The sequence below is a fragment of the Haloferax gibbonsii ATCC 33959 genome, assembly GCF_000336775.1.
GTDB classification, from domain to species: domain Archaea; phylum Halobacteriota; class Halobacteria; order Halobacteriales; family Haloferacaceae; genus Haloferax; species Haloferax gibbonsii.
In genome coordinates this window covers 29,363-42,662 of sequence record NZ_AOLJ01000015.1, presented here as the reverse complement: position 1 = coordinate 42,662, position 13,300 = coordinate 29,363, and the positions used below count along the sequence as shown (strand labels likewise).

The window sequence follows — 13,300 nt, the reverse complement described above, 5'->3', positions numbered from 1 at the left end:
CCTCCCGTAGCAAAGGGTTATTACCGACCCCGAGAAAATGTTATCAAGTGTCATGGTGTTGTACGACCGAATCATCGTTCCCATCGACGGCTCCGCCGGCTCCGAGCGCGTCGCGGTCCACGCGGCGGCGTTAGCGGCCGTCCACGATGCGGAACTCCACGGGGTGTACGTGGTGAACGCCGGGAGCTTCGCGGGGCTCCCGATGGAATCGTCGTGGGAGGGGCTCGACGACATGCTGCGCGCCGACGCCGAGTCGGCGCTCGACCAGGTCGAGCGCGCGGCCGAGTCGCAGGGCGTCCCCGTCGAGACGCACGTCCTCGAAGGGACGCCGAGCCGGGAAATCGTCGAGTTCGCCGAGCGCGGCGGGTGCGACCTCATCGTGATGGGAACCCACGGCCGCGGCGGTATCGACCGCCTCCTCCTCGGGTCGGTCGCGGAAAAGGTCGTCCGGGCGTCGAAAGTCCCCGTCCTGACCGTCCGCATCGAGGGCGGCGGCGACGACGCGGACGAGTTCGCCGTCGAGGTACCGGACGACGCCGCGCCCGAGTCGCCCGCGGATTCTCCCGCGGAGGCTGACGCCGCCGCCGATTCGACGGCGACCGCCGACGGCGGAGAATAGCGACGTAGCCGCGCGGGGGTCGGTCGCGGTTTCAGCGCCCGCCGTCGGCCGGGCGCAGGTGTTCGCAGTCGCCGGCGTGGACTCGTTTTTCGCCCTCGTCGGTTCGAACGACGAGCGTGCCGGGGTGTTCGATATCGACCGCCTCCCCCTCGATGACGCCGCTCGCGGTGTGGACGCGGACCCGCCTGCCGAGCGTGTCCGCCCGCTCGCGCCACGCCGGGAGGACGGCGTCGATGTCGCCGCGCAGTTCGTCGAAGCGTTCGAGCACCCGCTGGACGAACACGCGGCGTTCGACGGGGCCCGCTTCCGCGGCGACGCTCGTCGCGCCCTCGGGGAGGTCCGCGGGGTCGAGGTTGACGTTGATTCCGGGGCCGATGACGAGCCACGAGACGCGGTCGGCCTCGCCTTCCATCTCGGTGAGGATGCCGCAGAGCTTTCGGTAGCCGCGGTCAGTAGGCGTGTCGGAGTCCTTCGAACCTCCGCTCGCTTCGCTCGCGGAAATGCCGTCTGCATTCGCAGACGAACTGCCACTCGCTTCGCTCGTGGCAACGCCACCGGCGTGAGCCGGTGAACCTCCGCTCGCTTCGCTCGCGGAGACACCGTCGGACGCTGACGCGCCCGACGGGTTATCGTTCGCTTCGCTCACGATAACGTCGTTCGGCCACTTGATGCTCGCGTCCACCCCGGCCTCGCGCGCCGCGTCGCAGACGGCGACGGCCATCGCCAGCGTGTACAGCGGGGCGTACGCCGGCGGTTCGTCGGGGCGCACGAGCAGGCTCATCCAGACGCCGCCGTCGGGCGCGGACCACTCGCGGTTCTTTCTCCCCCGGCTGGCGGTCTGCTCGCGGGCGACGACGACCACGTCGCTCGCGCCCTCGGCGGCGAGTTCGCGGGCGCGGACGTTCGAGGAGTCGAGCGTCTCGTGGAACTCGATGTCGTAGTCGACTTCGAGGCCGTACTCGATTGCCGGGCCGCCGTACTCCGGCACGTCGGTGACGACGTAGCCGTCGCCGGCGCTCTCGACGCCGAACCCCTCGTCGCGGAGTGACTCGACGTGCTTCCAGACGGCGGCGCGGGAGACGCCCAGTCGGTCGGCGAGGTCGGGCCCGGAGACGGGACCCTCGGCGAGTGCGTCGAGGAGGGCGCGTCGCGTGTCGCTCATGCGGGTGGATACCGGCGCACGGGAAAAGAGGTTCGCGGTTCGGGCGTCGGTCCCGAGGTCTCGGGACTATTCGAGGACGAGCAGCACGTCGCCCATGTCGACGCTGTCGCCCTCGGAGACGAGGACCTGCGAGACGGTGCCGCCGCGTTCGGCGACCACGTCGTTTTCCATCTTCATGGCTTCGAGGATGCAGACGGTGTCGCCGGGTTCGACCTCGTCACCCTCCTCGACTTCGACGGAGAGGATGGTCCCCTGCATCTCGGCGGTGACGGACTCGCCGTCGCCCTCGATAATCTGCTGGGAGTCGTCGTTCCCGCCGTCGTCGCGGCGCTTGCGCGGGCCGGAGGAGTTGGATTTGCCCGCGGACGCGTTACCGACCGGGATGGCGGGCGCGCCGCGCTCTTCGAGGCTGACCTCGAAGCGCTTGCCGTTGACTTCGACGGTGAAGGTGCGTTCCGTGACCTCGTCGTCGTCGTCATCGTCGGCGACGGCCTCGGGCGACCAGCGCTCGACGGCGGCCTGAATGCGGTCGGGGTCGAGCACCTCGTCGAGGTACTTCGTCGTGTGGCTCCCCTCGCGGAACGCCTCGTCGGTGAGCATGAGGCGGTGGAACGGGATGACCGTGCGGAGCCCCTCGATATCGAACTCGGCGAGCGCGCGCTCGGCGCGGGCGAGAACCTCCTCGCGGTCCGAGGCGGTGACGATGAGTTTGGCTATCATCGAGTCGTAGTCGCCACCGATTTCGTCGCCCTGACGGACGGCGTCGTCCATGCGGACGCCGATGCCGCCCGGCGGGTCGTAGGTCGCGAGCGTGCCCGTCGCGGGCGCGAACTCCTTTTCCGGGGCCTCTGCGTTGATGCGGAACTCCATCGAGTGGCCCTCGATGTCCACGTCGTCCTGCGAGAAGTCGAGTTCCTCGCCGGCGGCGACGCGCAGTTGCCACTTCACCACGTCGAGGCCCGTCACTTCCTCGGTGACGGTGTGTTCGACCTGGATGCGCGTGTTGACCTCCATGAAGTAGAACTCGCCATCTTCGACGAGGAACTCCACGGTGCCGGCGTTGGTGTAGTCGGCGGCGCGGACGCCGCGGCGGGCGGCCTCGCCGATGCGCTCGCGCAGGTCGTCGGACAGCGCCGGCGACGGGGCCTCCTCGATGACCTTCTGGTGGCGGCGCTGGAGCGAGCAGTCGCGCTCGCCGAGGTGGCGGACGTTACCGTGCTCGTCGGCGAGAATCTGCACCTCGATGTGGCGCGGCGCTTCGAGGTACTTCTCGACGTAGACGGAGGCGTTGTCGAAGTACGCCTCGCCCTCGCGCTTTGCCGTCTCGAACTGCTCGTCGACCTCGTCCTCGGAGTGGACGACCTTCAGGCCGCGGCCGCCGCCGCCGCCTTCGGCCTTGATGGCGACCGGGTAGCCGAACTCGTCGGCGACGTCCTTCACGTCGTCGGCGGAGTCGGCGGGCTCGGTCGTGCCGGGAACGACCGGCACGTCGGCGTCCTGCATGAGCGCGCGGGCCTTCGTCTTCTCGCCGAGGCGCTCCATGGCGTCGGCCGACGGGCCGACCCACTTGAACTCGGACTCCTCGACCTTCCGGGCGAACGCGGCGTTCTCCGCGAGGAAGCCGTAGCCGGGGTGGATGGCGTCGGCGTCGGCCTTCCGCGCGGCCTCGATGACCGACTCGTGGTCGAGGTAGGAATCGGCCGCGCGGGCGGGACCGATGTTGTACGCCTCGTCGGCGTACCGCACGTGCCCGCCGTGTTTGTCCGCCTCGCTGTAGACGGCGACGGTCCGGACTCCTAACTCCTCGCAGGCGCGCATGACGCGCACCGCGATCTCGCCTCGGTTGGCGACGAGAACCTTGCTGAACATTTGCGGTAGTCTTTCAGGGAACCGCACGTTATTCTATCGGTTTTACCAACGCACGTCGGTGCCCGCTTCGACAGACGACGATTTACGTGTTCGACCGTGAAGGAACGGCCGAGATTACACTTCTCTGGCACTATACGCCGCGAATACTGGTTCAAATCCAAACGGCCTTATGCGTGTGCCACACTACGACACGGGTAATGGCAGTACGAGTCGGCATCCTCGGTGCAACCGGCGCAGTCGGACAGCGATTCATCCAGCTCCTCGAAGACCACCCGACGTTCGAACTCGCGGCGCTGACCGCGAGCGAGTCGAGCGCGGGCAAGCGATACGACGAGGCCGCGAAGTGGCGCGTCAACACCCCCATCCCGGACGACGTGGCCGCGATGGAAGTCGGCAGCACCGACCCCGCGGACGTGCCCGACGACATCGACCTCCTGTTTTCGTCGCTCCCGTCGTCGGTCGCCGCCGAGGTCGAACCCGAGTTCCTCGAGGCGGGCTACGTCGTCTCGTCGAACTCCTCGAACGACCGCATGGCCCCCGACGTGCCGCTCACGATTCCGGAGATCAATCCGGGGCACCTCGACCTCATCGAGGTCCAGCGCGACGAGCGCGGCTGGGACGGCGCGCTCGTGAAGAACCCGAACTGCTCGACCATCACGATGGTCCCGACGCTCGCCGCGCTCGACCAGTTCGGCCTCGAACGCGTCGACGTCACGACCCTGCAGGCGGTCTCCGGCGCGGGCTACGACGGCGTCACCTCGATGGAGATCATCGACAACGCCATCCCGCACATCGGCGGCGAAGAAGAGAAGATGGAGACGGAGTCCCGCAAGCTTCTGGGCTCGTTCGACGGCGCGGAGGTCGCGCTCCACGGCGCGGAGGTCAACGCCTCGTGTAACCGCATCCCGACGCTCGACGGCCACCTCGAGAGCGTCTTCGCCGACCTCGCCGACGACGCCTCCCCCGAGGACGTCGCGGCCGCGATGCGCGAGTACCCCGGCGTCGACCTCCCGAGCGCGCCCGAACAGCTCATCCACGTCTTCGAGGACAACTTCCGCCCGCAGCCCCGCCTCGACCGCGAGCGCGGCGACGGCATGCAGATTTCCGCCGGCGGCATCCAGGCGACTGAACGCGGCGTGAAGTACAACTGCCTCGCGCACAACACGATTCGCGGCGCGGCCGGTGCGTCCGTCCTCAACGGCGAACTCCTCGCCCAAGAGGGCTGGATTTAGGCTATATCCACCCGTCGGCGTCGCTCCCGGACTCGCCTTCGGCGTCGCCGACCTTCTCTTCGTCTCGCCACTCGTCGGCGAGTCGACCGTATCGAAGCACGTCGACGTGGTCGCCGTCGACGAATCCCTGTTCCCGGTGGACGCCCTCGCGTTCGAAGCCGGCCTTCTCCAGCACGCGGGTCGACGCCGGGTTCGTCTCGTAGGCGTTCGCGTACAGTTTGTTGAGTCGGCGCTCGCCGAAGGCGTAGCCGCAGAGCGTCCGCAGCGCGTCTGTCGCGTAGCCGTTGCCCCAGTGGTCGGGCGCGACGAGATAGCCGACCTCGGCCGCGCCGGTGACGACGTTCGGCGGTTTGAGCCCGATAGTCCCGACCGGGTCGCCGTTGACCACGACCACGAAGTTGATGTCGTCGCCGTCGCCGCGCGACTCGACCCACTCGCGCTCTGTCGCCCGCGTCACCGGGTCGGCGGCGGCGATTCCCCGCCGAACCCGCGGGTCGTTGACCGTCTCGTGGAGGAACTCGACGTGCTCCGACTCGACGGTTCTGAGTTCGACGCGGTCGCCTTCGAGAAACGCGGCTCCGCACATATCCCGTCCGTCGTCGCGGTCGCACTTCAACGTGGGCGTGCGGAGCACGCGGTATCTGTCGGCGAGCCCCACGGAACCGGTTCGATTCGTCCAGAGTTAGACACCGTTTTCACGCCGCGTCGACAGAGCGTGTCACATGTCTCGACGCGGTCTCGAAACGGGACTCTCCGCCGGCCTGCTCGTCGCCGCACTCGGCGGCATCGCGTGGGCGACCGGCGAGCCGTTCGTCTTTCCGAGCCTCGGCCCCACGGCGTTCGTCCTCGCCTTCCGCCGTCGCGGCGGGCGCTCCCGCTCGTCTCGCATCGTCGGCGGCCACGCCGTCGGCGCCGTCGTCGGCTTCGCGGCCTACGCGCTCGTCGCCCCCGGCGTGACGCTCGACCCGTCGCTCTCGGCCGCGTCGACGGACACGCTGCGCCTCGTCACGAGCGGGGCGGTCTCGGTCGCTGCGACGAGTTGGGGAATGGTGGAACTCGACGCGGTCCACCCGCCGGCCTGCGCGACGACGCTCATCGTCTCGCTCGGCCTGCTCTCGACGCCGCAGTCGGTCGCGACTATCGTCGCGAGCGTGGTCGTTCTCGTGGGGGTCCACCGGGCGACGGGCGCGCTGTTCGCTGAGATGTACGGGGACAGTCCAACCGACGCGGGAACGCGGGGTTGAGGTCTGGGCCGGCCCTCGGAGGCCGCTCGGACGCCGCTCAGACGGTCGATTCTCGGTACCGCCGGCTCGAATCGATAGCCGAGAGAGTAGATGGGTAGAGGGCGAATGGTTCCGCTTGTCGCCCTGATGTGCCTCTGACAGCAGCAAACGTAATTCGTCATGTAGTAACTTATGATTTCTGTGAAACACGTTCGCACCGGCCGCGCTAGGGTCGCTCGCGTGCAAACGTGGCATATCCGGCATCGATGAGCCTCCGCCCTAACTGACATTCCGCGACAAGAGACACCTACGACGACAGGTATATGTGCCATGGTCTCAATTGACACGCTGTATCGCTATGAAGCCGTGCCACAGCTGTCAGGCGGTTATCGACGAGTACATCCTGGACAAAAAGCTCGAAGTGCTGCGCGACCTCACGGTTGACGACTTCAACCTCTGTGCTGACTGCACGACAGTCGTCGCCGATGCGTGCGTGGAATGCGGCGGTGGCGTCTATGTCCCGCGGGGCGAAACGACGGTCCCCGACTACTGTCCGGCGTGCCGCGCGGACCTCATCCGGCGCACGGGGAGCGACCCCGGCTGGACCTGCGATGCCGTCTCGACCTGAATAGCGGTTCCCGGCCGTTTTTTGGTGGTTGTTGCAGGGTGTGACGGTCTGTCACACCGTGTTTGTCCCGGAGTCACCACGAGATTTTTGTCTGCCGCCGAGAAAAATGTTGTATGGCTGAAAAGAGTGTGGTCGAGTTCGTCGAGGAGTGGCAACGCGGCGCGTTTCTCCTGCTCGGTTCGGCGCTCGTAGGAGGCGTCTCCGCGGTGTTCGTCGGGTCGCGGACTGGCGGAACGATGGGGCTGTTGGCGTTCTTCGTCGGGTCGGTGCTGGCGTTTCTGGCGTTTTCGTATCTGCTCTACGGGGAGTGAGACTCGGTTCGGTCGTGCGAGTCGGTTACGTTGGAACTGGGTCTCGTACCAAATTGACCTCTTCTGAGCCTGAATAGACACCCGCCACCCTTCGGTTACTGCACCGCGAGGCGAGCAGAGCGAGCCCTCGCGGGGAGTTTTTAGTCCACCGTGAGACGCGAGGCGTCTCACGAGCATTCGTTCGCTGTCGCTCACGAGGACAGCTTTTTGTGAGGAGACTGTCGCTCGCAGAGCGACAGTCGACGACGTAAAACGGTGGTACGGGGCCGCTGAGAGTCGAACGTCGGAAGACGGTCCCGCTCGCTTCGCTCGCTGGCTGCGACTTCCGGGGTCGACGCTCAGTTCCGTGCATACGTGACCCGACGGCGGGTCTCGCCGGAGTCCTGACGGACTCACGGCTCGTCGTGTTGCGTCGGCAAAAGTATGGGACCGCTGAGAGTCGAACTCAGGTCCTACCGACCCCATCGGCAGAGGATACCACTACCCCACGGTCCCGGGGTGCATTCAAAGCGATGCGTGTCTCGCGGTTAAGCCCTTCGTTTCGTCGCGGCGACGCGAAGGGCTGTCGTGCCACTGTATCGCACCGTCGTCGTGCGGTTCGAGCGGTGCCAAGAAACCGATTCCGCCCCACGAGTACGCTTTTGCCGCCTCGGAAGTAATGACAACGTATGTTCACGTCCCTCCAGAGCGTCCCGCTCGGACTCCTCCCGTTCGTCGCGATGCTCCTCGTTCTCCTCGCGGTGGGCGTCGCAGGCCTCCGGTGGTGGGCGATTCGTCGCGGTTCCGAGTCCGAACCGTCGGCGGACCGCCCCGAGGAGTCCCACGGCTACCCGCTGGCGTCGTGGCGCTACGTCTACGACCTCGACAAGTCGGACGCGAAACGAGAGGTCGCGTCGGTCAACGAGCAGGCGGAGACGCTCGCGGACGCGGAGAAAAAGCGCCGGAGAAAGTAGCGCGAACCGGTCTCAGACTAACACGGCTTCCAGCGAGACGACCTCGCCGGCGTCGGCGTCCGCGTCGCCGACGAGTTCGCCCAGACAGACGGCCGAACCGTCGTCGGTGTAACAGGCGACGAGGTCGCCGCGGGAGGCGTCGGCGTCGACGTCGAAGACGCCGGGCGCGTAGACGGGCGCGCCGTTGGCGATCTCGCGGGCCGCACTGTTGGCCACGGTGACCGATGGGAGGTGCGACAGCGCCCGTTCGGCGGGCGAGACCACGTCGCGGAGCCACGACTCGTCGCCCTCCTCGGCGAACGCGAGGGCGTCCGCGAGGTCGTGGAGCGTCACGAGGTCCGCGTCGTCGAAGGGGTCGGTCGCGGTCCGGCGGAGGTGACCCATGTGGCCGCCGGTGCCGAGCGCGAGTCCGAGGTCGTGACACAGTTTTCGGATGTACGTCCCCGACTCGCAGCGGATGCGCAATAGCGCCTGTCTGTCTTTCACTTCGAGGAGGTCGAGGTCGTACACCTCGCGGACGCGGAGGCGGCGCGAGACGGCGGACTTCCGCGGGGGCTTCTGGTAGAGCTTCGATTCGAACTCGGCGACGGTCGAGTCGATGTCGGCCGGCGCGGGCCCGTGGAGTTCGAGCACGGAGACGTACTCCTTCGAGCCTTCGAGGAACACCTGCGCCATGCGGGTCGCGTCGCCGAGGAGCGTGGGGAGACAGCCGGTCACTTTCGGGTCGAGCGTCCCGGAGTGGGCGGCACGGTCGACATCGGCCATGTCGCGGACCCAGCCGGTGACTTGGTGGGCCGACGGCCCCGGCGGCTTGTCGAGGTTGACGACGCCGAACGAAAGCAGGTCGTCGACGCTCCGGTGTTCGGGCGGGTCTCGGAGCATGGTCAGAAGTCGTAACGGACGCCGTCGACCGGGTACTTGCCCTCGTCGGCCTCGGAATCGTAGGAGTCGACCGCAGCGATGCAGATGGCGGTCACCTCGTCGGGCCCCCAGCGGGCCGTGTTGAGCGCGATGTCGTAGATAGAGAGGTCCGTGATGTCGATGTCGTAGTAGGCGTCGTACCGCTTGGCCTCGCTCGCCTCGCGGGTCGTCGTCTCCTCGCGGGCGATGTCGGGCGCTTTGTCCTCGCGGTCGGCGATGCGCTCGGCGCGAACGTCGACGGGGGCGTCGAGCCAGAAGCGGAGGTCGGCGGCGTCGCCGGCGAGCCAGCCGGCGAGGCGGGATTCGAGGAGCACGTCGTCGCGGTCGAGGGCGATGTCGCGGAGGCGGCGGTCGAGGTCGCGGTCGATTTGGTCGTCCTCCTCGGCGAGTTTGTTGAACTCGACGGCGGTCATGTCGCGCTCGGCGGCGAGCTCGCGGAAGATGTCCCCGCCGCTTATGTGTTCGAGGTCGAACGCCTCGGCGAGCGCGGCGGCGGTCGTACTTTTCCCGCTGCCCGGTGGTCCGGAGACGGTCAGTAACATATCCATGCTGCGTGCGGTCGGCTAAAAGGTGTTATCGTTGCCGACGGCCCCTGCGGAGGCTTCTCACGGGGGAGAGTGGGAGAGAACCGAGGGTGGTGAGACGCGGAAACGGAGAGAGAAACGGAGTCGTTTCGAGTCGCGCGGGTCGGCTTACGACGCCGACGGCGACATGTCGATGTTCAGGCTCTTGCGGATGATCTGGGTGAAGCCCATCGAGCAGAGGAAGTACCAGACAATCCACGCCTGCATCGGCCCGATGACACCCTGCTTCCACTCGACGGACCCGACGAGCGGGAGCACGATGTTATCGGTGACGATGTGCGGGTCGGAGCCCCCGCCGACGCCGATAGCCCAGTACATCCAGAGGAACACCGGGATGGTGAGGAACATGATCCAGACCATCGGGCGGAACTGCTCTTTGAACATGCCCATCTGGTCGCCCATCGCCTCCATCTGCTCTTCTTGAATCTTCTCGAGCGCCGCGTCGTCGCCGCGCTCCTTGGCGTCCTTCTGTCGCTGTTGGATGTCCTTCATCCGCTCTTGATACATGCCCATCTTCTCCATGTCCATGAGGTTCGCCTGCAGGAGCGTGGAGTAGAGGCCGGTCGCGAGCGCGAGGACCATCACGACGGCGTAGAACGGGAGCATGTCGGCCAGCGGGCCGAGCGCCACGTCCATCACGCCGCCGATGACGTTCCGGACCTCGGAGACGGAGTAGCCGAGGAACAGGCCGACCGTGACGACGGCCGCGCCCTTGTCGTACTTCGACCACGAGGAGTCGCCGGTGTCGGTATCGACCGACGAGGACGACGACGAGCCGCCGGAGTCGGACGTGTCGTCTTCGAGGCCGGCGCGGGTCTCCGCCGCGTCGGCGAGCCGGAACCCCTCGTCGCCGTCGACGAGGATGCCTTTCTCGATGAGGCGACCCCACTGGCCGCTCGTGAGCTCGTCGCGAACGTCGGCCCACTCGACTTCTCCGTCGTCCGCCCGTTCGATGACGGTTTCGACGGCGGCGCGCATGTCGGCGTCGGAGCCGACGAGGTCGCGCACCCGAGATTCGATTCGTGCCATTACCGGCCCTTTAGCAACCGGCTGTTATCAAGGTTTTACTCTGGAGACGAGAGCGGGCGCGCCGGCGACAGCGCCGGCGCTCCGAGTATAGTCGGTGAAAAACGTCGTTCCGAGTGCGCGCTTACGCGTCGTCGACGACGACCTGAACGTCCTCGAAGACCTCGTCGGGGGTCTGTTCGCCGTCGACCTCGACGAGGACGCCCTCGTCGCGGTAGTGTTCGATGACCGGCTCGGTGTTCTCCTTGAACACCGACAGGCGCTCGCGGACCGTCTCTTCGGTGTCATCGTCGCGCTGGACCAGTTCGCCGCCGCAGTCGTCGCAGACGCCCTCCGCTTCGGGCTGGTTGAACTTCACGTGGAAGTTCGTGCCGCAGTCGTCGCAGACGCGACGGCCGGTGAGGCGCTCGACGAGCTCGGACTCGGCGACCTGCAGGTAGATGACCGCGTCGAGGTCGGTGATTTCGGTGAGGTACTCCGCCTGCGAGAGGTTCCGCGGGTAGCCGTCGAGGACGTAGCCGTCGGCGTCTTCCAGCGCGGCCTCGACGATTTCGTTGACGACCGCGTCGGGGACGAGTTCGCCCTTCTCCATGAACGAGCGGGGCGTCCCGTACTCGGTCTCCATGTCCTTGTTCGCGCGCAGCGCGTCGCCGGTGGTGACGTGTTCGACGCCGTAGGTCTCGGCGAGTCGCTTCGACTGTGTGCCCTTACCTGCGCCCGGCGCTCCGAGCAGGAGGATGCGCTTTCCCATATCTGACCCCATCCGGCGAGAGCATATAGTGTTGAAGATACGTACTGAGTTCTGCGACGGCGGCGGTCAGAGGAACGAGACAATGTTGCTCCTTGTTCGTCGTTCTACAGCTCTCACGGCCGTCCCACCGCGGTGTTCGCGGGTTTTGTTGCCGGTTTCACAGACGGAAGCGACACGTTCAACGGCGCGGCCCTCGTGGCACCGACAGATGCGCGATTCGTCCCTCATGCGCGACGCGTTCGGCGCGGCCACCGTCGAGCGCGCGTACGGTCTGTGGTGTACGCTCGAACGCGGCTGGCGCGCGACCGCCCTCGGGCTCGTCGTCGTGACCGTCCTCGCGACGCTCGGGCCGTGAGCGCCGGGGAGAGCTCGGACGCCGGCATCGGCCGGCTCGCGCGACTCGCACCGGGCGTCGGCATCCTCGTCGTCCTCGCGGGGGCGGCGGCGCTCGTCGCCGGCTTCGTCCCCGGCGTCAACGCGCTCCTGCTCGGCGTGCTCTTCGGGGCCGTCGTCGCCAACACGGTCGGCGTTCCCGACTGGGCGCGCCCCGGCGTCGACACGCAGAAGCTCCTCCTCGAAACGGGTATCGTCCTGCTCGGCGCTCGCATCGCAATCGACGAACTCGTCGCCTCCGGGCCGGTGCTCGTCGCGCTCGTCGTCGTCACCGTCGCCGCCGGCGTCCTCCTCGTCGAGGCCGTCGCCGGCCGCGTGTTCGGCCTCGCCGACAAGACCGGGTCGCTCCTCGCGGCCGGCGCGAGCGTCTGCGGCGTCTCCGCGGCCACCGCCATCGCCGGCACCATCGACGCCGACGGCGAGTCCCTCACCCACGTCGTCGCCGCGGTCCTCCTGTTCGACGCGCTCACCCTCGCGGTGTTCCCCATCGCCGGCGACCTGCTTCCGCTGTCCGGCCGTCAGTTCGGCATCTGGGCCGGCCTGAGCATGTTCAGCACCGGCCCCGTCACCGCGGCCGGCTTCGCCCACTCCGAGGTCGCCGGTCGCTGGGCGACCGTGACCAAACTCGCGCGAAACTCCATGCTCGGCTTCGTCGCCGTCGCCTACGCGGTTCGCTACGCCGGCCGGGCCGAGGAGGCAGCCACCGGTCTGCGCGCCGTCTTCGACGGCGTTCCCCGGTTCCTCGTCGGCTTCGTCGCCGTCGCCGCCGTCGCCAACCTCGGCCTCCTCTCGGAGGCGACGCTCGCGACCGTCGGCACCGCCAGCGACGCCCTGTTCGCGCTCGCGTTCGTCGGTCTCGGCCTCGACGTTCGGCTCGACGCGATGCGACAGACGGGCGCGGCTCCGCTCGCCGTCCTCGGACTGCAACTGCTCACCATCAGCGCGCTCGCGCTCGTCGCGGTTCTCGCGCTGTTCTGACGCGCTGACGGCCGTTCCGGTCGCTCCGCGGTCCGGGACTCACCGCCCCGACGCGGGCCGTTTTTGTACCGCGCGCGTGTAGCAAGTCGCATGACCCGATTCGAGGGCGACACCGCGCGCGAGCGCCGAAAGCTCTTCGCCGACGCCGTGTCGGCGCACCGCGACCGCGGCAGCGCCTTTCTCACCATCGAGGCCGAACGCCTCGCCGACGTCGACGGCGAGGGGCCCGGCCCGTGGATTCAGTTCGCCGACCAGACGTTCAACATGGACGTGACCGACGAGGAACTCGACCGGCTCAAGGGGCTGCTCGCGGAGTTCCCCGAGTTCCGAATCGACCAACTGGAGAGCCCCGAGGAGGCCGAGGGGACGAACGTCCGCATCACCGCCCGCTCGGACGCGAACCGCCTCGCCGGCTTCGCAGACCGCGTCTTTCAGGCGGTCTACGGCCGCGACGAGGCGTACCGGGCGTGGGTCACCGCCGTCTGAGCGGGCGCGCTCCCTCCGCGTTCGATTCGATTCGACGCTGTGCCCCGGTTTGCGAACTTCTAAATCTATTGCCGCACAACCTCCGCGCATGAATTCCCGACGGTCACGTTGTGAAGTGGGCTCGCTCGCCCCGGCACAATCCCGTTCCGCCGGGTGGAATCGCC

General features: G+C 67.7%; 16 protein-coding genes and 1 tRNA gene. 9 read left to right on the top strand and 8 right to left on the bottom strand.

The window, feature by feature from the left end; all coding sequences use genetic code 11:
* The first annotated feature begins 52 nt into the window (after positions 1-52).
* Positions 53-619, top strand: a complete 567-nt coding sequence (locus tag C454_RS09865) for a universal stress protein (protein WP_004975080.1) — start codon at positions 53-55, stop codon at positions 617-619.
* A gap of 31 nt (positions 620-650) precedes the next feature.
* Here the strand turns inward: C454_RS09865 and C454_RS09860 are convergent, their stop codons facing one another.
* Together C454_RS09860 and pccA are read right to left on the bottom strand one after the other, a co-directional pair.
* Complete coding sequence (locus C454_RS09860) at positions 651-1,781, bottom strand: bifunctional biotin--[acetyl-CoA-carboxylase] synthetase/biotin operon repressor (RefSeq protein ID WP_004975078.1); 1,131 nt, start codon at positions 1,779-1,781, stop codon at positions 651-653.
* 66 nt (positions 1,782-1,847) lie between these two features.
* Entirely contained in the window at positions 1,848-3,650 is a 1,803-nt protein-coding gene (pccA, locus tag C454_RS09855) for a propionyl-CoA carboxylase biotin carboxylase/biotin-carboxyl carrier subunit (RefSeq protein ID WP_004975077.1), read from the bottom strand.
* 197 nt (positions 3,651-3,847) lie between these two features.
* Here pccA and asd point away from each other — a divergent pair, with 197 nt between their 5' ends.
* Positions 3,848-4,882, top strand: a complete 1,035-nt coding sequence (gene asd / locus C454_RS09850) for an aspartate-semialdehyde dehydrogenase (RefSeq protein WP_004975076.1) — start codon at positions 3,848-3,850, stop codon at positions 4,880-4,882.
* Position 4,883: 1 nt separating this feature from the next.
* Here asd and C454_RS09845 read toward each other — a convergent pair whose 3' ends face one another.
* Positions 4,884-5,468 carry a GNAT family N-acetyltransferase gene (locus tag C454_RS09845; RefSeq protein ID WP_049905096.1) on the bottom strand — a complete coding sequence of 195 codons (585 nt, stop codon included), beginning with the start codon at positions 5,466-5,468 and terminating at the stop codon, positions 4,884-4,886.
* Between the two features lie 136 nt (positions 5,469-5,604).
* On the opposite strand from C454_RS09845, the gene C454_RS09840 reads away from it, so the two are divergent.
* From C454_RS09840 to C454_RS09830, 3 genes are all read left to right on the top strand, one after another.
* A complete protein-coding gene (locus C454_RS09840) occupies positions 5,605-6,126 on the top strand; it encodes an HPP family protein (protein ID WP_004975069.1) in 522 nt (173 codons plus the stop codon).
* Between the two features lie 337 nt (positions 6,127-6,463).
* Complete coding sequence (locus C454_RS09835; protein ID WP_004042445.1) at positions 6,464-6,733, top strand: DUF7571 family protein; 270 nt, start codon at positions 6,464-6,466, stop codon at positions 6,731-6,733.
* A 113-nt stretch (positions 6,734-6,846) separates the two neighbouring features.
* The gene (locus tag C454_RS09830; protein WP_004975066.1) at positions 6,847-7,044 is read left to right on the top strand and encodes a hypothetical protein; all 198 of its coding nucleotides are present in this window, start codon (positions 6,847-6,849) and stop codon (positions 7,042-7,044) included.
* A gap of 424 nt (positions 7,045-7,468) precedes the next feature.
* On the opposite strand, the gene C454_RS09825 is transcribed toward C454_RS09830, so the two are convergent.
* Positions 7,469-7,539 (bottom strand) — tRNA-Pro (locus C454_RS09825).
* 173 nt (positions 7,540-7,712) lie between these two features.
* Between C454_RS09825 and C454_RS09820 the strand changes: the two genes are divergently transcribed.
* Positions 7,713-7,997, top strand: a complete 285-nt coding sequence (locus C454_RS09820; RefSeq protein WP_004975065.1) for a hypothetical protein — start codon at positions 7,713-7,715, stop codon at positions 7,995-7,997.
* A 12-nt stretch (positions 7,998-8,009) separates the two neighbouring features.
* Here the strand turns inward: C454_RS09820 and C454_RS09815 are convergent, their stop codons facing one another.
* The 4 genes from C454_RS09815 to C454_RS09800 all read right to left on the bottom strand — a co-directional run bounded on the left by C454_RS09815 (position 8,010) and on the right by C454_RS09800 (position 11,279).
* Positions 8,010-8,879 (bottom strand): RNA-guided pseudouridylation complex pseudouridine synthase subunit Cbf5, encoded by an 870-nt coding sequence (locus C454_RS09815; protein WP_004975064.1) that lies wholly within the window; start codon positions 8,877-8,879, stop codon positions 8,010-8,012.
* A 2-nt stretch (positions 8,880-8,881) separates the two neighbouring features.
* The gene (cmk, locus tag C454_RS09810; RefSeq protein WP_004975061.1) at positions 8,882-9,460 is read right to left on the bottom strand and encodes a (d)CMP kinase; all 579 of its coding nucleotides are present in this window, start codon (positions 9,458-9,460) and stop codon (positions 8,882-8,884) included.
* 150 nt (positions 9,461-9,610) lie between these two features.
* Positions 9,611-10,531 (bottom strand): DUF106 domain-containing protein, encoded by a 921-nt coding sequence (locus tag C454_RS09805; protein ID WP_004975060.1) that lies wholly within the window; start codon positions 10,529-10,531, stop codon positions 9,611-9,613.
* Between the two features lie 121 nt (positions 10,532-10,652).
* On the bottom strand, positions 10,653-11,279 hold the full coding sequence (locus tag C454_RS09800; protein ID WP_004975057.1) for an adenylate kinase: 627 nt from the start codon (positions 11,277-11,279) through the stop codon (positions 10,653-10,655).
* Between the two features lie 208 nt (positions 11,280-11,487).
* Here C454_RS09800 and C454_RS20535 point away from each other — a divergent pair, with 208 nt between their 5' ends.
* The 3 genes from C454_RS20535 to C454_RS09790 all read left to right on the top strand — a co-directional run bounded on the left by C454_RS20535 (position 11,488) and on the right by C454_RS09790 (position 13,136).
* Complete coding sequence (locus C454_RS20535; protein WP_156037881.1) at positions 11,488-11,634, top strand: hypothetical protein; 147 nt, start codon at positions 11,488-11,490, stop codon at positions 11,632-11,634.
* On the top strand, positions 11,631-12,650 hold the full coding sequence (locus C454_RS09795; protein WP_004975055.1) for a YeiH family protein: 1,020 nt from the start codon (positions 11,631-11,633) through the stop codon (positions 12,648-12,650). Before C454_RS20535 ends, C454_RS09795 begins: the two co-directional genes overlap by 4 nt.
* 90 nt (positions 12,651-12,740) lie before the next feature.
* A complete protein-coding gene (locus C454_RS09790; protein ID WP_004975047.1) occupies positions 12,741-13,136 on the top strand; it encodes a hypothetical protein in 396 nt (131 codons plus the stop codon).
* Positions 13,137-13,300 lie beyond the last annotated feature (164 nt).

Coding starts and splice junctions, on each gene's coding strand:
- C454_RS09865 (WP_004975080.1), top strand. CDS start 53: ATGGTGTTGTACGACCGAATCATCGTTCCCATCGACGGCTCCGCCGGC.
- C454_RS09860 (WP_004975078.1), bottom strand. CDS start 1,781: ATGAGCGACACGCGACGCGCCCTCCTCGACGCACTCGCCGAGGGTCCC.
- pccA (WP_004975077.1), bottom strand. CDS start 3,650: ATGTTCAGCAAGGTTCTCGTCGCCAACCGAGGCGAGATCGCGGTGCGC.
- asd (WP_004975076.1), top strand. CDS start 3,848: ATGGCAGTACGAGTCGGCATCCTCGGTGCAACCGGCGCAGTCGGACAG.
- C454_RS09845 (WP_049905096.1), bottom strand. CDS start 5,468: ATGTGCGGAGCCGCGTTTCTCGAAGGCGACCGCGTCGAACTCAGAACC.
- C454_RS09840 (WP_004975069.1), top strand. CDS start 5,605: ATGTCTCGACGCGGTCTCGAAACGGGACTCTCCGCCGGCCTGCTCGTC.
- C454_RS09835 (WP_004042445.1), top strand. CDS start 6,464: ATGAAGCCGTGCCACAGCTGTCAGGCGGTTATCGACGAGTACATCCTG.
- C454_RS09830 (WP_004975066.1), top strand. CDS start 6,847: ATGGCTGAAAAGAGTGTGGTCGAGTTCGTCGAGGAGTGGCAACGCGGC.
- C454_RS09820 (WP_004975065.1), top strand. CDS start 7,713: ATGTTCACGTCCCTCCAGAGCGTCCCGCTCGGACTCCTCCCGTTCGTC.
- C454_RS09815 (WP_004975064.1), bottom strand. CDS start 8,879: ATGCTCCGAGACCCGCCCGAACACCGGAGCGTCGACGACCTGCTTTCG.
- cmk (WP_004975061.1), bottom strand. CDS start 9,460: ATGTTACTGACCGTCTCCGGACCACCGGGCAGCGGGAAAAGTACGACC.
- C454_RS09805 (WP_004975060.1), bottom strand. CDS start 10,531: ATGGCACGAATCGAATCTCGGGTGCGCGACCTCGTCGGCTCCGACGCC.
- C454_RS09800 (WP_004975057.1), bottom strand. CDS start 11,279: ATGGGAAAGCGCATCCTCCTGCTCGGAGCGCCGGGCGCAGGTAAGGGC.
- C454_RS20535 (WP_156037881.1), top strand. CDS start 11,488: ATGCGCGATTCGTCCCTCATGCGCGACGCGTTCGGCGCGGCCACCGTC.
- C454_RS09790 (WP_004975047.1), top strand. CDS start 12,741: ATGACCCGATTCGAGGGCGACACCGCGCGCGAGCGCCGAAAGCTCTTC.